The 21,074-nt window shown below is 45.8% G+C and carries 14 protein-coding genes; all 14 read right to left on the bottom strand.

Going from position 1 to position 21,074, the window contains the following annotated elements:
- Positions 1-12: 12 nt before the first annotated feature.
- The 14 genes from B3K91_RS10405 to B3K91_RS10340 all read right to left on the bottom strand — a co-directional run bounded on the left by B3K91_RS10405 (position 13) and on the right by B3K91_RS10340 (position 20,965).
- On the bottom strand, positions 13-768 hold the full coding sequence (locus B3K91_RS10405; protein WP_292595015.1) for a GntR family transcriptional regulator: 756 nt from the start codon (positions 766-768) through the stop codon (positions 13-15).
- A gap of 454 nt (positions 769-1,222) precedes the next feature.
- Positions 1,223-1,597 carry a hypothetical protein gene (locus B3K91_RS10400; protein ID WP_292595013.1) on the bottom strand — a complete coding sequence of 125 codons (375 nt, stop codon included), beginning with the start codon at positions 1,595-1,597 and terminating at the stop codon, positions 1,223-1,225.
- A gap of 126 nt (positions 1,598-1,723) precedes the next feature.
- Positions 1,724-2,524: a TIGR02391 family protein gene (locus tag B3K91_RS10395; RefSeq protein ID WP_292595010.1), complete on the bottom strand. Its 801-nt coding sequence runs from the start codon at positions 2,522-2,524 to the stop codon at positions 1,724-1,726.
- Positions 2,525-2,711: 187 nt separating this feature from the next.
- Entirely contained in the window at positions 2,712-4,523 is a 1,812-nt protein-coding gene (locus B3K91_RS10390; RefSeq protein ID WP_292595149.1) for a UvrD-helicase domain-containing protein, read from the bottom strand.
- Positions 4,524-4,539: 16 nt separating this feature from the next.
- On the bottom strand, positions 4,540-6,516 hold the full coding sequence (locus B3K91_RS10385) for an ATP-dependent nuclease (protein ID WP_292595007.1): 1,977 nt from the start codon (positions 6,514-6,516) through the stop codon (positions 4,540-4,542).
- Positions 6,517-6,795: 279 nt separating this feature from the next.
- Positions 6,796-8,175, bottom strand: a complete 1,380-nt coding sequence (locus B3K91_RS10380; protein WP_292595004.1) for a HEPN domain-containing protein — start codon at positions 8,173-8,175, stop codon at positions 6,796-6,798.
- 90 nt (positions 8,176-8,265) lie between these two features.
- On the bottom strand, positions 8,266-9,174 hold the full coding sequence (locus B3K91_RS10375) for a hypothetical protein (RefSeq protein WP_292595002.1): 909 nt from the start codon (positions 9,172-9,174) through the stop codon (positions 8,266-8,268).
- A 78-nt stretch (positions 9,175-9,252) separates the two neighbouring features.
- Entirely contained in the window at positions 9,253-10,074 is an 822-nt protein-coding gene (locus B3K91_RS10370) for a S1 family peptidase (RefSeq protein ID WP_292595000.1), read from the bottom strand.
- A gap of 423 nt (positions 10,075-10,497) precedes the next feature.
- Positions 10,498-13,677: a type I restriction endonuclease subunit R gene (locus B3K91_RS10365; RefSeq protein ID WP_292594998.1), complete on the bottom strand. Its 3,180-nt coding sequence runs from the start codon at positions 13,675-13,677 to the stop codon at positions 10,498-10,500.
- A 1-nt stretch (position 13,678) separates the two neighbouring features.
- Positions 13,679-15,976: an AAA family ATPase gene (locus tag B3K91_RS10360; protein ID WP_292594996.1), complete on the bottom strand. Its 2,298-nt coding sequence runs from the start codon at positions 15,974-15,976 to the stop codon at positions 13,679-13,681.
- On the bottom strand, positions 15,973-17,304 hold the full coding sequence (locus B3K91_RS10355; RefSeq protein ID WP_292594993.1) for a restriction endonuclease subunit S: 1,332 nt from the start codon (positions 17,302-17,304) through the stop codon (positions 15,973-15,975). Before B3K91_RS10355 ends, B3K91_RS10360 begins: the two co-directional genes overlap by 4 nt.
- An 84-nt stretch (positions 17,305-17,388) precedes the next feature.
- On the bottom strand, positions 17,389-18,504 hold the full coding sequence (locus tag B3K91_RS10350; RefSeq protein WP_292594991.1) for a PDDEXK nuclease domain-containing protein: 1,116 nt from the start codon (positions 18,502-18,504) through the stop codon (positions 17,389-17,391).
- A complete protein-coding gene (locus B3K91_RS10345) occupies positions 18,494-20,041 on the bottom strand; it encodes a type I restriction-modification system subunit M (RefSeq protein ID WP_292594988.1) in 1,548 nt (515 codons plus the stop codon). Before B3K91_RS10345 ends, B3K91_RS10350 begins: the two co-directional genes overlap by 11 nt.
- A gap of 681 nt (positions 20,042-20,722) precedes the next feature.
- Positions 20,723-20,965, bottom strand: coding sequence for a hypothetical protein (locus B3K91_RS10340; protein WP_292594986.1), 243 nt, complete (start codon positions 20,963-20,965; stop codon positions 20,723-20,725).
- Positions 20,966-21,074: the final 109 nt, after the last annotated feature.

The following is a 21,074-nucleotide window of genomic DNA, read 5'->3' as shown; positions in this document are numbered from 1 at the left end:
CCCTCCGAATTCTCAGATACCCTTTGAACGTACAGTAAGCTTTCCATACTTGCCCAGCTGAATACCCTCGTAGTATTCAATCAATCTCCTGTTACTGTCGTAGGTAACGCTCTCTATCTTGAATGCGGGGTAACAGTCCTTCTTCAAACCGAAGATCTTCATTTCGGAATCATTCAGAATAATCGGGACAAAGGATCTCACAAACTCCTGCATCACAATTCCGTATTGTCTTTCGAGCACAGAATAGAGGAATTCTTTGCTAAAGTCATTCTTCTCAACGTCCGGCACCAGATCGTAAGAAATAAAGTTTCTGGAGATTATCAAAGGCTCATTGTTTATTACTCTAAGCCTCTCCAAAGCGAAGACCTTCGACCCGGGGGAGATTCCAAGGTTTTCAGCAATAATCTCGTTCGCTCCGATAATCTCGCATCTCAGAACCTTGTCCTTAATGCCAATGTTTTTCTTTACTAGCTCCTCTCCAAGACCCATCGTTTCACTGACGTACTGGAACGTGATTGCCCGCGATGAAACGAAGGTTCCTTTGGCCCGCTGCCTAGAGAGATACCCGTCCCTCTGGAGCTTCATCAAAGCATTTCTGACGGTGATTCGACTGACGTCGAATACCTTGCAGAGCTCCATTTCGTTCGGCAGTTTATCGCCTTCCTCAAGGATTCCCTTTGATATTGCATTAGTGATCCAGTCAGCGATCTGCTGAAATAACGGAACAGAAGAAGAGACATCTAGCCTCACTTTCGTCCAACTGTACATGGATTCACCTTCTCTACAGGGATTTATCTATTGTTATAACAATATATCTATATAACACAGTGATAATAATACCAAATATCAACCAGATCCAAGAAACCCGATGATCCTCCGTCTGGTCAGATTATTCACACTGTCGCCTCTTTAGCAATGAAGTTCTTCGAAATTCGAAGAATGGAAGGAATAAACGGGATCTAGCTAGTTTGATGGACTGTCGAGCTGCAGCTTGTTCTGACGAGTGAATAGCTTCAATACTGATAATACTCATTATGTACGCTGGAACCCTGAGCGGGATATTTATTTCATCTGAAGATAGTTCGCCGCAAGAAGGTTAATCTGTCGTCGAAAGAACTATAACAAGCCAATCGAGTTGATCCACCGGATTCTCAGTCCGAAGGTCGGGGTTCGGTCCCCCATGGGGCTGCCAGTCTTGAAGCCCAGTTTCGACTTCTAATGATTAGCGTAGAAACAGTGAAGCAGAGGGTCCTTCAATAAGAGAAAGCTCATAAGTGATGATTTCCTTTGTTATCCTGTGTATTATTAGATCAAATTCAAGAGTAATCGTCTCTTTGCCCGACAACGACGTAAACAAAAAGCTTTCGTCGCAGCTTCCAAGCAATTCTCGCACGTCCTCATATTCAGCGTAGTCATCCCAATCAAAGTCGATACTGTAATCCACATCAACTTTCATGAGAACCCTCACAAGCACTTCTTCTTCAGAAAGCGCTCTTATGCTCTCAATCTGAGGTGGATTCTTCAGCGCGGCACCTCCGATGTGCAAAGAACCTGCTTGTTTTCGCAGAATATGATATCTGAAGTTGCAGAGATTCATTCTCTGAAACTGCAGATGTGAATTCCCTTTAATGCAAGGAGTACTGCAAATGCTCTGCAACCTTGTCGACCGCAGCCTTGAGATAACCTAAGTTTGGTGATGAAGGAAGGATTCACGATAATGGTTTCAGTATCTTGGAATTCTGACTGCGCTATCGAGTTTTCTATGCAGTAGAGATATCAGTGTTAAGTAATCAGCGGCATCATCTTCTCCGTTCCACAGTATCTTGGGTTCATGTGCCAAGGGATTTCTTATAGCCATGAAACATCCTTTCAGAAGAGTTGCGAACCCTTTGTGTTCCATCTTCTCTGTCTCTGATGTCAGTTTGTTAATTGCCAGTGTTGGTTTGTCTAGGTCAAACACGGCGTCAACCAGTCTGGATCCGTCAGTCTCCTCGCCTGATAGGTCTCTCAGCCTTTGAGCCAAGCTTTTTGTGGCTTCGAACACCGCATGAAAATAGTTGTCGTGAAGGAGCTCTACTTTGCAGAATTTGATGACTTCAGGATGAATGTCTCGTCCAACTAGTTTTGCTGATAGTATTTGACAGCGTTTTTCTGCTTCAGAAATTGTTCTGCTTTTTTCAACATGGTGAAGTTTCCCTTCCTCGTCCAGTTCCAGACCATCGAACGAAAGAAATAAGTTCAGTTCTCTTCTGGCTTCGATGAATTTGTTTTTCTCTTTTGCAAAACGCCCTGGAGACATCACAGCCATAATGAACTGTGCTACATGATTTCCGCACTTGTCCATCCTCTGTCTTTCAAGCATAGAATGGTATATTCGCTTCCACTTGGTTCCGGTTGCTCCTATAATGTCATCTATTTGGCAACTGGAAAAAATGTAGCCTAACTGTGTTCCGGTGACTGTCTCGGCAAGAGTTCTCGATACCTGTTCGAAGTTGCTTTCATTGAAGCATTCAACCTTACTCATATTCATTCTCCTTTCCTGGCTGGCCTCTACCATTTTTGAAAGACAGGGAAGTTCTCGTTTTTTACTCGTCGAACTACAGAAAGTGAACTAAACTTGTTTCAAAGACCAAGCATAGGGTTGAAAACCTTGGGAGTCTTATGGGCGTGAGTTCTCTGCCTTTTGGTCTTCAGGAGGGGTATGGCCACTCTTACAAAAAGAGGCAGTTCACCAAACCAGAATCGTTAATAACATCAAGAAAGCAATCAATAACCTTTCCTCTCGAATTACAGGTTGAGAAGACCAAATTCTTGATTGCACGCGAAACAGCAACAAGGAAAACTCTTGTCTCTTCATCAGATCTTGTCTCTTCATCAGAATCTCTGCCGAAGTTGAAGAACAACTTGTCTTCAAGCCCTAGAAAGATGACAGTCTCAAATTCCAGTCCTTTACACTTATGAACTGTCATAATAGGTATTGTATTATCTCCTTCGAATCTCTTAAGAGCCGCCTTCCAGTTATCCTCTTTTTTCCTGTTTGTCCATAGCAGTTCCGAAAGATCATCCTTTAAGCTTTCTACGTAATCCACATTTGAGTATCTTGGAAATAATGCTCTGAGTGAATCAACAGAGAAAAATTCCAGAATCTTATCAATTATCGATCGAAGTTCTTTCTTGTTTGAACTATCTTCCAAGTCATTTTTTATGTCATTGATGAGCCTACTAAGATCGCTCTTGGCCTGATGTATTTTCTCCAAGTCCGAGTAGTTTTTTAGCTGAATCAATATCTCTAATAGATGAATCCAATCATCAGGAGAGCGATCAATCACAGCCAACCTGATAGCTGACATTATGATACCCACAAGTTCTTCAGATGACATGGCTTGGTATTTTGTTTCATTCCTGGCACCAATCCCCAGTTTCCCTAGCTGGTTGATTACTTCTGATGCGTTGTCATCAATATAATTCCTGATCAAGATGGCAATGTGTCTTGGAGGTGTTCCGGCATCAATCAGTCCCTTGATGAGCTTAGCAAGGTATGAAGCCTCGCTTACTTTGTCTGCAAAATGCAGTAGAGTTAGATCTCCGTCCCCTGAGTCCCGTCTCTTGTCTGGCCGCGTGCTTAAGACTCTTTCACCAAGTAACTTGAATACATGTCTTTGGAATTCCACTAATTTCGGTGCTGACCTGTAGTTCATTACCAGCGAAACCTCGTTGGCATTGAAATCTCGAGTAAATTCCCCGAATATGCCAGGTCTTGCTCCAGCCCATGTCATTATCCTCTGCTTATCATCACCTACTGCTGTGCATTCACAATTTGATCCCATAAAGCAAGCCTTAAGAAGGTCGTATTGAATGAATGTGGTATCCTGGAATTCGTCGAGAAAAACATGACTGAAAGATGTGTTTAGATATGCCTTAATTATTGGATTGGTCTTGATTATCAGTTCAGCAAGTCTTGATATCATTCTGAAGTTTAGCAGTGACTCTTCTCCAGGATGTTTTAGAAGAATCCTCCAGTCTCTCAAAATACTCCTGTCGCATTCACTAAGAGAATACAGCGGCTTTGCTGTAAGTTCTTTTATTCTCTCATTAGACGGCATTCCACAGGCTGAGAGTCTTTCCTTTAGCTCCTCGTCTTTCACTCCTATTGAGTAGCTTCGTTCAGGCCTGAAATTCTCAGGGATTGCTTTCAAGTAGCGGTCCATTAAGTCTTTTGCGAATGCGTCAAAGGTCATCGAGTGGAATCTTCTTGCCAATTCCTCGCCACATCTTTGTTTCACTCTTTCGGCAATGTTGCTTGCCGCATCTTTTTTGAAGCTTATTGCAAGAATTCTCTGGGGATGTGTGCATCTAGAAGTCTTCAACAGAAAGGACGCTTTCTGAGCAAGAATCTCTGTTTTGCCTGCACCTGGACCTGCAGTTACTAGCAAATTACCGGAGTTTCTTATAGCTTCCCTTGCAGAAGGTTCAAACTCCATTCCGCATTCGGCAAACCATTCATCTTCGCTCTGAAATCTCATCAAACTACACATCTCTCTATTCCAACTTCGTCCGAACCTTCTTTGTTAAACGCTCAAATAACTTTGGCAGATTCGAGATAATTAACTTCCCATCAATTTCAGCTCTCGATAAAGCCATAATGTGAGACACTGGTTTACTCCTCCCCAAGAAGAAATATTTGTACCAGGGCATCAATTTTCGCAGTTCTCCTTCATAAGCACTGCATCTGTCGCTTTCATCTCTTAGAATGGCTTTTAGATCTTTCACAAGCCTGTCCTCGTATTCTGTAGAAGCAGATTCACTTTCCACTTCCGACAGTTTTCTTCCCCCGATTCTCGCTCCTTCACGATCATGAATAATTGATTTGTAGCAATCAGGGAATTTTTCAAGCATCAATAGATCAATGTCAAGAGGGTAAGAGAAGAACACATCGTGTTCTTCCAAGAAATCAATCCAGAGTCTCATCTCTTCTAGGTCCCGCTCAGCATTACTCTTATTCAGCAAATCTCTAGGTGACTCTATTGATACTCCGCAAGGTTTGAGTCTCTCAAATGTATGTTCACACTCACATAACTGATCAACAACATACTTTATTCTCTCCCAACCGCCTGTCTCCCTTTCTAAATCTAGATCCAACAGAGTGACGTATTTGATGTCAAGGTTTCTCAGCAGTTTCCAGAAGTGATTCACATGTCTACCTCCTAGGGGCACGACAGAAATTCCATGGGGATCAACTTGCATAGAAAACATCTCAAATATCTTCGGAAGTATTATCTGCTCACTGTCTCCTTCAGCCAAGACAACCAACCTTGCAAAATATAGCTCGGGGAATGCCTTTACTGCTTCATTCACAAATTTATGAGCTTCCTCCTCCTTATCAGGCAGAAGTATAGCTCTTACACTTGTGCTTCCCCTATTCATGAAGTATCTGATCTGCTTTGGTTCAATTCTTGCCAGAATCGATGGAGTATGCGATGAAAGAATTACTTGAGCATTGTCATTTGTTGCGATGTCATTAAGACTGGCAAGAATCCTGCCCATTAGTTGTGGTGCTATATGATTCTCAGGCTCCTCTACTGCAACCAGTGTTAGTACGGGCACCTCTTCGCTACGAGCACTTTTGCGTACGGATTCCTCAATTCCGAGTGAGGTACTCACCAGCGCAAGGTAGAATAGAGACTTCATTCCATCTCCCAAATCTTCAATATCGTACGTCCCACCTGTATCAGTCGGAGAGAACTCCACGTTCAGTCTATTCAACATACTGTCAAGATCTTTCCTTGCGAAAGTGAGTGCTGCCTTATTGTACTTTTGTTCTCGATGAAATCCCTTCCATTTCAACCGCAGAATTTCCTGAATTTGAGCAACTGTTTCTTCTTCATTGAAGTCATTGTTTAGATCTTCAATATGGCCATCAATTTTCTTCCTGATATCGTCGTTCCATTCTGCATACCTCAGAGCTCTCCACAATACATTTCCAGATGCTTTTCTCAAAAGTGACGAAGGATCTCTTGTTGCGGGAACGTATATTAGGTTGATTTTTGACAAGTCATGTGTCCTTGCAGGCTTCTTGCTCTCAGGAGGTTCCCCTTCAGATTCTGGCGCAGTGACAAAATACATTCTGCTATCGACTGTGCCGTCAGGCGTTGCTCCTTTCTCCCAAGATGATTCGAGTCGCACTCTAACATATGGCTTTTTCCCAGCTTCTTCCACCGTGAATTCATTCCAGAAAAGTGGAGCATCTGTCTTCTCATTCGTGACCCCTAGAATTACCTCAATGTGCATTTCTCTTTTACCACTAGTTTCAAGAACCTCTCCCAGTGGTACGTGAAAGTCTCTGTAATGAATAATCCTTTGATCTGTTGACCCGAAAAGCTTAGACAAAGCAAGCATAAGGTTCGTCTTTCCGCTGTTGTTAGGTCCAATCATGATAGTGAAATTGTCAAGCATAACCGAAGTCTCAGCGTTCCCAAAACTTCTGAAATTGCTTACCTTCACTTTTTCAATTCTCATAAGCTCCCCTTTCATTAGAGTCGGTGATTTGCGAAATCATCAGAAACCCATCAGGAGGCCAGTGTAAAGAGTACATCTTCCTAGCCTGGCTCACCAGAACCACTGATTTATTGCCTTGCTCAGTAATAGTATTTCAAGGATCTTGTCAATTATGGATTTCGAGACTTTGAGACCGCATTGCTTTTTCTTTCTCAATTGAAATTGACTGAAGTACAGTTTTTGATTGACTTACAAGAGAGTATTTGAAACAAACAGAATCATTCCTTCAATTCTGGAGGCCTATTTCAGCTTGTAGTTCAGTTCCAGGTTATTTTCCAAAACCTCATTGATCTGCTCTTCATTGAACCCTAATAACTTAAGAAGGTGGAGCTGAATTATTGCCTCCATCTTGTGGCAGAGATCCGAGAGTTCCTGTCCGTGTGCAGCTTTGGATTTCAGCGATTGATCAAAGTGAGTGAAGTAGTTTCTGGTATCAACTATCTTTCGGATCATCTTCTTTATATTTTTGGATGTACCGATTTGTTGCTCAAAGGGCTCGATGATACTTTTGATCCTCTTGCTAAGGCTGATTTCGTTTCCGTACTTAAGTTTCTCAGATAACCATTTGCGATTGGTCTTCGGGCAGTTCGCTACCAAGACATTGCACAGTTGCTCGTAATCTTTTTCTGCCATAACTGTTTCATCAGATGTTCTTCTATGATAAATCTCCATCGCTTGGGCCAGCGCAAGGAACTTACCATTTATGAAACTATAACCACCATGAACTGCGGAAAAGTACAAACCTAAGGCTGGATAGTTTGTCTCATAAGCGCTGAACCAATTCTGGAAAACCATCTCTGGATTTGCCCTTATTTGAGGATACCTGAAAAGCATTCTGTTAATATCTATCCTAGGTTTGTCCGCAGAAAACGGGCGACTCTGATAGAACACCGAAAACTGTTTTGGTTTGCCATCCTCATCAATGAATCTTGCTGACTTAGCTTGTACATCCTCGATAGACACATTCTGACTTGTTGCAAATGAAACCAGCGTAGTGACTTTGTGAGCGACCGATATCATTTCATCAATAGTGCGTTCCTCACAAGAAACAAGTTTTAAGTAGATCTTTTGAGTGATCTTTGCCTCTTTCATTAGGATTATCGATAGACTTGACGAAATACAAATAATTAGCATCAGCTCGTTATTAAGTTTGACAGAAATCTCCTGAGGTTGTGCAGCCCTTATAGTATTCGTCTTTTCTATCTTATCGTGTTCAATAGTGATACTATTTATCCCAAGCCATTCATCAATACCTTCTATCGAGAATTGAAGCGTATTGATAGTTAAGGCCCTATCTTCGCAATGTATACCTAAAATGGCAGTACGTGCAAAGATTCGTGACTTTAAGGGCGCAACAGACGAAATGCTCCTAGAAGTGTAGAAGCAATCAGAAAGAGTCACCGGGCCATCTTTCTCAACATAACCGAATATTATTTCGATTCTTGAGTCTTCAGCATCGAAAAAATGCTTTAGACCTTCTATGCTTTCGTCGAACAGCCCACGAAACTCTATCTCTATCCTTCCGCCATCAAGTATCGTTAGTTTTCCTGGCACCTGCCTGTCAGGGTCTGAGGGAAGCCAGAAGTGCCCGGATCTTTCAATCTCTTCCTTCAATCTCAAAGCCATACCCCCTCTTTGTTGTCAGGAGTTAGAAAACACTATGAGAAAATGCTCTGAACAAACTACATTCCGAGCTTCTATCTTAGTATCTCACTCAGCTCTTTGTTCACTTCTTCGGCAGATTCTTTCTGCTAGCTCTGCATTCGTCTTCTGTAGATCATCAGCTTTCTCCATCTCTTCAAGCGTTCTAGCAAGATGATAACCAACTCGTTCTTCCGTGCCACATGGCAATTCATTTGCTACGTAGTTTGCTTTTGCATCTTCGTTTCTGAGGAATAAGAGCCTATCAAAACATGGCTTAAAGACCCAGAAGATCATCGAAAAAGTGTATATGGTGGCACTAAAAGTAGCCTTAAGTGTGAGCATCAGTCCTCCCATGTAGTTAGAAAGTTGGCCGCTATCTCTAATTTGAGTTGCTGTATCACCCACCCAACCTTTTTGAGCCCAGACTATTGTAATTGCAACCCCCAATAATGCCCAAAGTGCAGTTGCTATTGTAGCCGCAACCTGAATAACAGATGCAAGAGTGTGTTCTTTGAAGAACTCAGTAATGGGAGGGGTATAAAACGAGATAATAATGAATACAATGGCCCCTAATCCAAAAAGAAACCCAGTCGCACCGATCTTGTTCAGTAACGAATTCAATAACGAGTTACTGTGAGCTTCATCCATTCCTGGAAACTCTGTAATTGCAAGACAAGTGATAAAGATAAAGAAAAAAACAACTCCAAAAACAATTCCTTTTGTGAGCGAACTCTTGGATTCATTATTTGATTTAATCGAATTCAGTAAAAAGGAAGCAATTAATACCATAAAAGAGCCGACAGCAAAAATTACTAGATACTTTAAAACTGAACCATCATTAGGGCACTCTCCTCTCCAACGATTGACAATATCTATTGCTCCATATGTGATTAGGTAAATTCCGTACAACAAACCAATCTTGAACGTTCTCTTTCTCTCAGTTACAGAATTAGCAGTCTTGGCAGTGTGCTCCACGGCCCTTTCACCTCCCCTCTCCTGTCATTGTTCGAATCTTGTGAAATGAAACCTTAGTTGGCCAAAGGAAATACGACGCTATTTGAAGACGCCCGCAAAGTCCTCAAGCAAGTAAGCCTTTATCACGACGCCAAGATTAGTCGGAATGGCAGTTACCGAGATAGGTTTTTGGACTACCGGTATGTCAACTACACTTACTTCTCCCGTAACTGTATGTTGCGGACCAGCATAAAGCACTCCTAGCAATCTAACCCGACTAGCGATATAGGTCGTGGCACCAACTTTGTAACTGCCGACGTTCACGAGCATTACAGGAGACCCGCTCGAACCCGGAAAGCAGGCGGCGTCAATCAAGAACTCCTTCTTTCCGTTCCAGTCTCTTGCATAAGAAGTTGCCAGAATTCCTCGTCGAAAAATTGGTAGATTATTTACTCTATCCCACAAACCGTTTGGATATCCGACCATTGTTACTTCTTCCAGGCTCTTCAAATCCTCGATCTCAGAATCTTTTGGGAGAAAACTGCTATCGAGATATGTGAAAAATGGCTTGAATCCTTGTTCAGATGCTTGTTTAATAATGGGAGCAATTGGCATTGCACACAAATCAATTGAATCATCAGGATGAGGCTTCCAAAAACTAGAGAAATCATCAAATCTGAAACCTCGTGTATTTCCATAATCAGGGGTTCCATCAGATTTAGTAAGAGTGAACACTAAAGTTCCGGTCAAAGCTCCGTGTATAACATGCTTATTGGTAATTATTACCGGAACATGTGAATCTTTAGTGCGCTTGAAACTGTAAAAGAAACCTGTTCCAGTTGAAGTCTTTCCTCCTTCAAGACTACATTCAATACGTACGGTACTGTGACTCACTTGATCAACTATAGACATTTCAGCCATATACCCAGGTCTCCTCTACTCAGAACATTCATATCTGGCAGCACCTTGAGCTTAGCGTCAGGAACCAAAAGCGGGTTCTCAATGTGTTTGGTTACTCTGATTCACTGCTTATAAGCCGCTATTGTTCGACCACTAACTCAGTAGCTTCTGCACTCTTGTCGGATGGTTATTCGTATCTTCTAAGAATCCGTTCTACTACTGCTCTCATCTTAGGCCCCACGGTTTCTCTTACTGCCAGCGAATCGTGATATTATTCTTAACTGACCGAAGAAGCGCTTTAACTTTGTAAAAACGGAGTCCGTCGCGAAAAAATGTGATTTCAGGTTTGCTTGCATTCACTCTCTATGTGCATATCGCTGAAGCTCACTTGCCGCGAACATTCCAGGCAAATAGCGAACAAGTGCATCGATCTGTTAGGTGCGCCTATACCTTCACAGCCCACTCTCGGCAAACGACCTCAGCCTGTTCCAGAACGGTTTGAGTTGCTTTTTCCTGTTTGTCTGGTGGATAGCCGTATTTGCGCAGAATCCGTTTCACAATCACCCGTATCTGGGCGCGGGCATTTTCACGAACAGCCCAGTCTATACTTACACTCCGCCTGACAGCTTCAACCAGTTCGTGCGCAATCATCTTCAGCATTTCATCACCCAGAACCTTCACCGCACTGTCGTTAACCTCAAGCGCATCGTAGAAGGCGATTTCGTCATCGGTCATGCCTAGGTTTTCGCCACGCTGCTGAGCCCCGCGCATTTCCTTGGCCAATTTGATCAGTTCCTCGATGACCTGCCCGGCCTCAATCGCCCGGTTCTGGTATTTTCGTATGGCCTTTTCAAGCATCTCTGCAAAGGAGCGTGCCCGGACAACGTTTTTGCGGGAGTTTATCTTGATCTCATCGTTCAGGAGTTTTCTCAGCAATTCCACCGCGAGGTTCCGGTGAGGAAGCTGCCTCACTTCCTGGAGGAAGTCGTCCGAGAGAATCGAGATATCCGGTTTCTTTAATCCCGCCGCAGCGAAAATGTCGATCACCTCTTCTGAGGCTACGGCCCGAGATACCAGCTGTCGAATCGCGGTATCCATCTCTTCCGGACTCTTGCCTTCGCCTTCAACAGTTGCTTTCGCCAGCCCGGAGCGGACCTCTTGGAAGAATCCCACTTCATCACGAATCTTAAGAGCTTCCTCATGAGGAACAGCGAGAGCAAAAGCCTTGGACAGCGCAGTCACCTCTGCCAGATAGCGTTTCTTGCCATCCTCCAACTGAAGGATGTGTTCCATGGCGGCCGCAATACCGCCAATACGCTTTGCCGGTTCTGCTTTGAGAAGAGAGGTGTAATCGAAACCGTGGAACATGGAGACGACAATTTCGAACTTCTCCAACATCACCGCAACGGCTTCTTCCTGGTCAATGGCCGCCTTCCCGCGGCCACCCGCTTCGGTGTAGTCCGCAAGGGCTATTTTCAATTGGTCGGCAAGGCCGAGATAGTCAACGACCAGTCCACCCGGCTTATCTTTGAACACCCGGTTAACGCGGGCTATCGCCTGCATCAGGCCGTGTCCCCTCATCGGCTTGTCGACGTACATCGTATGCAGCGACGGGCAATCAAAACCCGTCAACCACATATCCCGCACGATCACCATCTTCATCGGATCGCTCGGGTCTTTGAACCTCTTGGCCAGGGCCTCACGCCGCGGCTTGCTGCGAATGTGGGGCTGCCAGTCAGCGCTATCCGATGCGGAACCGGACATGACGATCTTCACCACGCCCTTGTCGTCGTCCTTGCTATGCCAATCAGGTCGAAGCTTCACGATAGAGTTGTACATCTCCACACAGATTCGACGGCTCATGCAGACAATCATGGCCTTGCCGTCCAATACTTGCATACGGTCTTCAAAATGATTCACCAGGTCTTCAGCAACGAGCGCGATGCGCTTTTCTGTTCCGACCATCGCTTCAAGAGCGGCCCATTTGGTGCGCAGCTTCTGCTTGTAGGACTCTTCCTCCCCCTCGGTGATCTCTTCAAACTCCGAGTCGATTGTCGGTTTTTCCTCTTCCCGTAAGTCGATCTTTGCCAGCCTACCTTCGTAAAAGATGGGAACGGTAGCACCGTCCTCGACCGCCCGCAGGATGTCGTATTTATCGATGTAGTCCCCGAAGACCGCGGGCGTGCTGCGGTCGTCACGTTCGATGGGTGTACCTGTGAATCCAATAAAGGATGCATTTGGCAGAGCGTCGTGCATGTGGCGCGCAAATCCGTCGATGAAGTCATACTGACTGCGGTGCGCTTCATCGGCAATGACCACGATATTCCTGCGAGTCGATAGTTCGGGGTATTGCTGGCCCTTCTCGTCAGGCAGGAATTTCTGAATCGTCGTGAAAATCACCCCACCTGAAGCAACCTGAAGCAACTCCTTCAAATGTTCCCGGCTTTCTGCCTGAATGGGTGTTTGACGAAGAAGATCACGGCAGGATGAAAACGTGCCAAAGAGCTGATCGTCCAGGTCGTTCCGGTCGGTTATCATCAGCATTGTAGGATTCTCCATGGCTGGATGACGGATGATCTTACCGGCGAAAAACGCCATCAAAAGGCTCTTGCCGCTCCCCTGGGTATGCCAGATCACGCCGATGCGGTGACCGCCGAAGTGATCGGTGCCAGTGCCATAAGCGGCCTGCGGCTCGCGCACTACAAAAGGATTGTGCTTGTCATGCTCCGGGAAACGGGCATACAGCATGCCGGGGTCTGCATCGATACCACATGCCGACAGGGTACATTCAACCGCTTTGTTGACCGCATGAAATTGATGATAAGCAGCCGCTTTTTTGGCAATCACGGCTCCATCATCGTCGAACACGACAAAATTCAATACAAGGTCGAGAAATCTCCGCTTTTCAAAAACCCCCTTGAGCAGCACTTCAAGTTCCACAGAGCCACGCGGGGAGACTTCTTTGCCGTCAATCGTGCGCCACGGCATGAACCGATCCCAACCGCTTGTAAGCGTCCCGCCGCGGGCCTCCAGACCATCGGAAATGACAAGCAACTCGTTATAGATGAAGAGGCCGGGTATATCGTTTTTGTAGGTCTGAAGCTGGTTGAAGGCATGGCGGATGGTAGCCTTCTCATCCGCAGGATTCTTGAGCTCGATCACGCACAGGGGCAGGCCATTGACAAAAACCACAATGTCGGGCCGCCTGTTTCTACGATCTTCAATGACCGTGAACTGATTAACGGCGAGCCAGTCGTTGTTTTCCAGGTCCTCAAGGTCGAGCAGCCATACCTTGTCGTGAACCTCTCTACCATCTTGCATATATGAGATATCCACGCCGTCAGTCAACATGCGGTGAAAACGCCGGTTGTTTTCGATCAGGCTGGGCGAGTCGGTGCGGGTGATTTTCCGGATAGCTTCTACAATCGCATCAGGCGGGATGTTTGGGTTGATATTTTCAAGTGCGGTCTGAAGCCTTCCGAGCAGGACAACCTGATCGTAGCCATTGCGTTCACAGGCCGTGCCGTCGGGGCTGATATCCGGGCCAAAGGCGGTCTGCCAACCCAGGGTCTCAAACCAATCGAGGGCTGTTTGTTCTAAAGTGGTTTCGGAGGTTCTAATCATTTCAACAACCCCCTACTAATTTCAGTGTTCGTTTTACAAAGCCGTACAATTCCTCTTCTGATAAATACTCAGAATCAGCACTCGGGTTCTGATCATGGTGGTATTTTTTAGAATAATCGTTTATCGCTTCGATTTCTGATAGATCGGCTTGGGCGTGATACAGTCCATCGGTATTGCTTGCATTCCGGATTTTGACGATGAAATCACCAAGCCATTCATTCTGTTGAAAGTGTCCGGGGAAATGAGCACGTAGCATCCCCTCAATGAAGGGGCGGATTGAACGCGCTACATCCAACAGGACACCTTTCCTTTCCCGGTAGAAGTCAAGAAGCATGGAATAGTTCTTCATGTAAGTAGACTTCGTTTCCGTCTCAATATCCCATTCGCTGATGATCGTATTGTCTCCAGTCCTGCACATTTGAAGAGTCTTGATGTCTGCAGGTGCGTAACCTTCCCATATGAGTTTCAGGAAAAACGGATCATGGGAGAGAACGATTACCTGCTGCGTCGTATCTGCCATTTGGCGTATCAGCTGCTGCGTACATGTGCGGCGAAAGCGATCCTGACTTGTGAAAGGGTCATCGAGAACGACAATCTTGTTTCCGATTTCTGCATCCTGCTTCAATGCCGCAAGAAAGAATGCAAGAGCTAGAGCACTTCGGTCTCCTGAACTTAGTGTTGTCTTGAAACATGGCATTCCAGGTTGTGTTCGTGAATCGCCAAGGTCAACAGCATTGTTGTTGATTTCAATCTGGTAATGAGAGCTGGGTGTTCCACCGGTATATAGATGCCGTGAGTTCGTGATTCTGAATCCAGCATTGAACTGGTCCAGGTATGTGTTTATGGATGATTGGTAGGTTTGAAGAATCTGCTGGCAGTGTTGGTCGAGCTGTTCCTTGGCCGTTGATTTTTGCTGTTCAAGAGAGGTCTTCTCGGTTACCGCATCTTGGTAGTCTTTGCATGCCTGAACAACATCCCGCTCGAAGCGCTTCTTCCTCGCCTCCAAGTCGGCCAGTTCACTTTTCAGAACGTTTATGTCAACGCCTTGTTGTACTGAGGCTTTCTGCTCGTTAATAATGGTATTTGCCGTGTTCACTGCGACATTGTAGGTCTCAACGGAAGATTGAAGGGCAGTCACAGCATCATGCGCGGCCTGGAAATCGTCACCGGGAAGAATGGGCTCCGTTGGCAACTGTTGCTTTTTTTCAGCCAGCTTGGTGGCAAGATCACGAAGCGCTGAGTATTTCGTTCGGACATTCTCGAAATCGAAGGAAGGCACAGCGATTTCGGCGAATTGCTTCCAGAATTCAACGAGTGTTAAGTTGCTGGAATACGTTTGTTGCGGACTATTGAGTGCAGTTTCTCCGATTGCACTTGATATACGCTGAGAGAGCCCTGCACTTTCCTGCTTCAACTGCGTATAGGCGGCGTTGAAATGAGACTTGTAGGCAGCAATCAGTTCATTGGTCTCGATGTTTTGCCCACAAAAAGGGCATTTATCATGGGCCACAAAGGCCAATCCTTGAGATAACCATGTCTCGCCCTTGTTTCCCATGCTGTGATCTTCGATTTGCCGTCTAACACGTGCCTCAGCATCAGCAATTACATCGGTTAACTGTTTTGATAGTGTGCCCAAAAAACCGACAGGAAAAGCGGGAAGGTCAATCTTCGAAAGCAAGGCTTTCGATTGTATTTCTGTCGCCTTGTCCAAGGCCCGCTGGCGATTGGTTATCTCAGTGTTCTTTTGCTGTATCTTAGCCTCAATGTTCTCGATAGGTTGCCAAGCAAGGTACGTTTCGAGCGTCATACCATTCAGAAGAGTTCGCGACACAGCGCTCTTCTTGGTGTTGATGTCGGTGTTGGCATCGCGAATCTTGCCATCTAGTTCTTCAACCCTCTGTGCTAGTTGAACGCCATTGGGGCCTATAATAACGCGATAGAGATTTTTCTTGTGTTCGTGTTCGACATGATCGCCAGCGTACACATTGTCGTGAATAAAGACTGAATCGAAAACGACGATGTCCGAATGAATGGACGACCAACCATTAGTTCCAAAAGTGTGAGTATTTCCGCCAAGTCGTATTTGAACGGATGCCGAATCTGTCGTCCCCAGTGTCTTCCGTTCAGAGATAAATTCTGACTGACCAGTTTGAAGCGAACGGAGAATTGCGCAAAGAGTTGTCTTGCCTCGTCCGTTCTCAGCGAAAAGTAAGGTTAACTTCCGAAAGGACACGTCTCCACGAGGCTTGCAATTTCGAAACCGCCCAATATTTTTTATTGATAAGATTTTTTCTATCATACCCCGGCCTCCTCAACGAACTTCTCTGCATCCAGGACGCGCAACTCGCCAGAAATGAGTTTGGGAAGGAGGGTGTCGCGAAGAGAGGCGAGGGTATGAGCCTCTTCATCACTCTTTTTCATCTTTTGCATTATTGCGCCTGTAATCATGCCAAAGCATTCAGACACTTCCCTGCTTGGGTTAGCAACAAGGTAGGAATCGAATATTGTGGCAGGTACTCGCTGACGGCCAGACGAACCTGTCATGTTGACTATGGTGTAAGATCGAAAATCATTTGTTCGAGATAAAAAATACGAATACTCCAAAGGTAATGGTTTTTTTGACCTAAAGACTATGTACTCCGTGGAACCCCATCCAACCTGATCATCTTCCAAAAAATCAACAAAAGCACCCTTCCCATTTTCGAGACAGGGCGTTATTCGAGCCATTAGAACATCACCATTTATGAATTTAACTCCTGAGCCATATTCCCTGTAATGCCAATGCAAAGCTCTTGCTGCATTTTCGGGTGCGTTTTTCATTTCGAGATACGGAGCGATTTGACCTTTCTTAAGTTTTCGGGCAGGGTTTACATCTATAATCTCAGGCATGGCCACGACCTCCCAACCTTTCGGAATCTCCCCAAGCTCCGAGTCCTCAAAACTATCCGGGAAAAGTGCGTCGATATCTTCCGGCAGGCCTGTCGGGCGACCTTCGGCTTTGGCACGCACGGGGTCGAAATCCACAAACCATGATTTGAAGATGGCGCGGGCCATTGCCTCCAGCGTATGGTTCATCCTTCGGTTCAATTCGATCTTGTCGTCCAGAGACCCGAGGATATGAGCGATGGCGCGTTGTTCATGCTCATTGCTAGGGATTTTGATAGTAATAGCTCTAAAATCAGTTTTGTTGAACTTGGGTTGAGCACTTCCTGTAATTATACTTTGAATTTGATTTTGGCCCATTGGACCGGAAAAATAGTAGTATAGAAAGTCACGGAGTGATTCTTTACCTTTGGTTTTAATAACAATCGAATTTGGGCCCAAGGTTGCTGGTTTTCCAAGGTCGGGTACACGGAAAACTGTACCCGTATTCGCGCCAACATTCGAAATGATAACATCACCAACATCTAAAGAGCTCTTCTTCAAGAAGCGGTAAGAATTCTCAGGGAGATATACATAATTTCCATTCCAACCATTATTAAAATCAACAAGCCGGACCAATATCGCAAAATCAGGGGTAGATGAATAAGAAACATTCTTTTTTAGAATGGCAAAACTGCCATTTGCCACGTAGTCTGTTACATTAGCAACATCATCAACTCGGTGATTTACCCAATCACCCCCCATAGCCCAAGACCTCCAAATTTCTCTTGATAGTGGCTTCGAGCCGGTCCGCTTCAATAAACTGCTCGTAGAGTGTGGCTGCTCTTTTCATTCCCCCACCTCCCGCATCTTCTCTTCCAGAAATTTCTGTATTTCTTCCTTGCGGGGCAGTTCGAGCTGGTACTTGGAGACGAACAGGTGGTTGTCCATACCTGCCAGGGCGTATTCCACCAGCGCATGGTCTTTTTGCGTACAGAGCAGAATGCCCACGGGCGGCTTGTCTCCGTCGGCCATCATGTTTTTCCGGTACCAGCTCACATAGGTGTTGAGCTGTCCGAGGTTTTCGTGGTTAAAGGACTCGACCTTCAACTCTACCAGCACATGGCATTTAAGGATGCGGTGGTAGAAAACCAGGTCAACGAAACCGTGTGTATCACCGATCAGAATCCGCTTTTGGCGGGCTTCAAAGCAGAATCCGTGGCCAAGCTCCAAAAGGAAATCCTGTAGTTTATTCAGGAGCTGATCCTCCAGATCGGACTCCCTCATGACCTCACAGGACTTTATCCCGAGAAACTCGAAAACGTAGGGATCGCGGACAGCCAGTTTCGGTTCGCTCTTTTCCGTCCCTGATTGGACCAGTTCTGCCAGTTTTTCTTTATTTTCCGATAACCCGGAACGCTCATAGTAGAGGCTGCCGATCTGCCGTTTGAGCTCCCGCACCGACCAGTTTCCCCGGATGCACTCGATCTCGTAAAAGGTCCGTTTGAGAGGATCGTCAAGATCCACGATCAATTCCAGATGGCTGTATGAAAGCCGATATACGAGTTTTTCCGGTGGGATTTTCAATTGTGGGGACGGTGTCCCCACTTTTTCAATTCCATGTAAGTCCGCAGGCAGCATGGTTTTCAATTGTGCGGACAGTGTCCCCACAATTTGAGGATAAAGCCGGTAAAAACGCAGGTAACGATAGAGCTGGCGGCGATTGCAATTACTCACATTGATGCCTGTCAGCCGCTTTGCCAGTTCTGAAAGGAGCTTATCACCGTAATCCGCCCGGTCCGAACCGTTCAGTTCATATTTGTCAATATAGGCGCCGATCATCCAGTTTCGAAGGGTCAGGCTGACATTGACCGCCCGGCTGGCCTGTGCGGCCATGTTTTCGTCTACTTGGTGAATAGCAGTGACCAGGGTGCTGAAGTTGAAGCCTTCCTGGTTATTGGCCATAGCCCAAAACCTCCAGGTTCTTTTTGATAGCGGCTTCGAGCCGGTGAGCCTCAGCGAACTGCTCGTAGAGCGTTGCTGACAGTTCGGCCATTTTTTCTTCGAATGGAATACCGTCGTCTTCGATCTCTTCCATGCCTACGTAACGGCCAGGGGTTAACACATAACCATGTCCCTTGATCTCATCGGTTGTGGCGCTCTTGCAGAAACCCTGCACATCCTGATACTCACCGGCATCTTTCTCCCCACGCCAGGCATGGTAGGTGGCGGCAATCTTGCCGATTTCTTCTTCGGATAGTTCCTTGTGGGTTCGGTCAATGAGAGAGCCTAGTTTACGCGCGTCTATAAAAAGAGTTTGACCGCTCCGATTGCGAAATTTGCCGTTCTTCTTGTTGCGGGCGAGAAACCAGAGGCACACCGGAATCTGAGTCGTATAAAAAAGCTGTCCGGGCAGGGCGATCATGCAGTCCACCAGGTCCGCCTCGATGATGTTCTTGCGGATTTCACCTTCGCCGCTTGAGTTTGTGGACATGGACCCGTTAGCCATGACGAAACCCGCAACGCCAGTAGGTGACAGGTGATGGATGAAATGTTGAATCCAAGCGTAGTTGGCGTTGTTAACCGGTGGGATACCGTATTTCCAGCGGGCGTCCTCATGCAGGCGTTCGCCGCCCCAGTCGCTCATGTTGAATGGCGGATTGGCGAGAATGAAATCGGCCCGCAGGTCTTTGTGCAGGTCGTTATGAAAGCTGTCCGCATGTTGGCCGCCAAGATTGGCGTCTAGACCTCTGATGGCCAGGTTCATCATCGCCAGCCGCCAGGTTGTGGGATTGGACTCTTGACCGTAGATAGCGATATCACCCAGGCGGCCGCCGCGCTCCTCAAGGAAGCGCTCGCTTTGAACGAACATACCGCCCGAGCCGCAGCACGGGTCATATATACGGCCCCTATATGGTTCGATCATTCTCACGAGCAGATTGACCACGCACCGGGGTGTGTAAAACTCACCGCCACCTTTACCTTCCGCCGCAGCGAATTTGCCAAGGAAATACTCGTACACCCGGCCGAGAATATCTTTTGAGCGGGATTCATCGTCTCCAAGACCGATCTTGCTGATGATATCGATGAGCTCACCCAGACGGTATTTATCTAGAGACGGACGTGAATAGTCTTTAGGCAGAACACCCTTAAGCGTCGGGTTCTCTTTTTCAATGGCCACCATTGCATCATCAACGATCTTTCCGATCGTCGGCTGCTTGGCGTTTGCTTGTAGATTTGACCAGCGGGCCTCCTTTGGCACCCAGAAGATGTTGGCAGCCGAGTATTCGTCACGGTCTTCCGGATCTGAATATTCAGTATCCTTTGTGGCCTCCAGCTGCTTGTACTTGGCCTGGAAGGCGTCCGAGATGTATTTCAGAAAAATCAATCCGAGAACCACATGCTTGTACTCGGAGGCATCCATATGTCCGCGCAGCTTGTCGGCGGCGGCCCACATCTGGTTCTCAAAGCCGAGATTCGCTCCGTTGGTTTCTTTTGCCATATAGTCTACCTCCATAGGCATGATTTAGGGCCAAAAGAGTCTATCGAGCAAACTGTTTCGGGTAGGGAAGTGTTCCATCTGGAAGTGTAGATCTTTCCTAGTTGAGCGATTGAAGTATATCGAAGAACTTGATTTGGAGTCTTCTTTCAAAGACAGTAGGCTCAACTACCCAAACAATCTTTTCTTGCGTTTCTAGTACTTTTCACGATTATTATAGTAATAATTACAAAAAAAACCAAATGCAATCCAAAAGATTGCGGAAAGTTTACGGAGACATTGGATTCATGATTCATGCGGCACCCTATCGGATAAGATATTCTGCCTGTCTATCCTAAATTGATGATGGACCAGCTAGGCCACTAGTCGAATCCTATCGGGTTAGCTCACGTGAATTAGTAGTTTGTGATCTCTCTTGCATGTTTAGTAACAAACATAGTACTTGTGATACGAATTCGGAATTGAGCAATAGTAGATCAGATTTCCGTTCAAGAGAAGAGATACAGATTCTAGAATTCCTTACTCCTAGTTTGCTTAGTTCTCGAATATCATTATAGGGTAGTTCGCATTAAAAAAACCCGGCTTTGAAGCCGGGCTAAAAAAGAAGGTGAAATACAGTGCGTTTGTTTGTTTTCGAGTCGCTTAGAAACATTGTGTTTCTCAATCGCTATCTGCAAATAGCTATTACTTCACCAGCACTTTCATCGCGGTCTTCCAAAGTCCCTTGTTCAGGAACAAGACGACGAGGTCTATCAATACGTCCAGGATGAAGTCGAAGAATTCTGGATCGATCTTCCACTCTTCATCCGGAAGCGCATCCTTAATCATCTGCTTCACTTTCTCTTTCTTCTCAGCCCCGTTACCAGGACTCTCTACGTAGCTTGCGAAAATTGTGATTAGGGATATTAACTCTTTTATCCAGTTCAAATGGATTACCTCCTTAGTTTTAGTTCCGGCGCTTCGCGCCTAAGTTCCTCGTTCCGACGCTACGCGTCCATGTTCTTGGTTAAAGCGAAGATCATAGTCTGCGCTTCGC

Origin of the sequence: Mesotoga sp. UBA5847 (genome assembly GCF_002432735.1) — a bacterium.
Classification (GTDB): Bacteria; Thermotogota; Thermotogae; order Petrotogales; family Kosmotogaceae; genus Mesotoga.
The sequence above is the reverse complement of the archived record's forward strand: the minus strand, read 5'-3'. Positions and strand labels throughout refer to the sequence as shown.

What these genes read in the sequence shown, in the direction of transcription:
- B3K91_RS10400 (WP_292595013.1), bottom strand. Translation starts at nt 1,597, where the DNA reads ATGAATCTCTGCAACTTCAGATATCATATTCTGCGAAAACAAGCAGGT.
- B3K91_RS10385 (WP_292595007.1), bottom strand. Translation starts at nt 6,516, where the DNA reads ATGAGAATTGAAAAAGTGAAGGTAAGCAATTTCAGAAGTTTTGGGAAC.
- B3K91_RS10365 (WP_292594998.1), bottom strand. Translation starts at nt 13,677, where the DNA reads ATGATTAGAACCTCCGAAACCACTTTAGAACAAACAGCCCTCGATTGG.
- B3K91_RS10350 (WP_292594991.1), bottom strand. Translation starts at nt 18,504, where the DNA reads ATGGCCAATAACCAGGAAGGCTTCAACTTCAGCACCCTGGTCACTGCT.
- B3K91_RS10395 (WP_292595010.1), bottom strand. Translation starts at nt 2,524, where the DNA reads ATGAGTAAGGTTGAATGCTTCAATGAAAGCAACTTCGAACAGGTATCG.
- B3K91_RS10405 (WP_292595015.1), bottom strand. Translation starts at nt 768, where the DNA reads ATGTACAGTTGGACGAAAGTGAGGCTAGATGTCTCTTCTTCTGTTCCG.
- B3K91_RS10360 (WP_292594996.1), bottom strand. Translation starts at nt 15,976, where the DNA reads ATGATAGAAAAAATCTTATCAATAAAAAATATTGGGCGGTTTCGAAAT.
- B3K91_RS10355 (WP_292594993.1), bottom strand. Translation starts at nt 17,304, where the DNA reads ATGGGGGGTGATTGGGTAAATCACCGAGTTGATGATGTTGCTAATGTA.
- B3K91_RS10345 (WP_292594988.1), bottom strand. Translation starts at nt 20,041, where the DNA reads ATGGCAAAAGAAACCAACGGAGCGAATCTCGGCTTTGAGAACCAGATG.
- B3K91_RS10370 (WP_292595000.1), bottom strand. Translation starts at nt 10,074, where the DNA reads ATGGCTGAAATGTCTATAGTTGATCAAGTGAGTCACAGTACCGTACGT.
- B3K91_RS10390 (WP_292595149.1), bottom strand. Translation starts at nt 4,523, where the DNA reads ATGAGATTTCAGAGCGAAGATGAATGGTTTGCCGAATGCGGAATGGAG.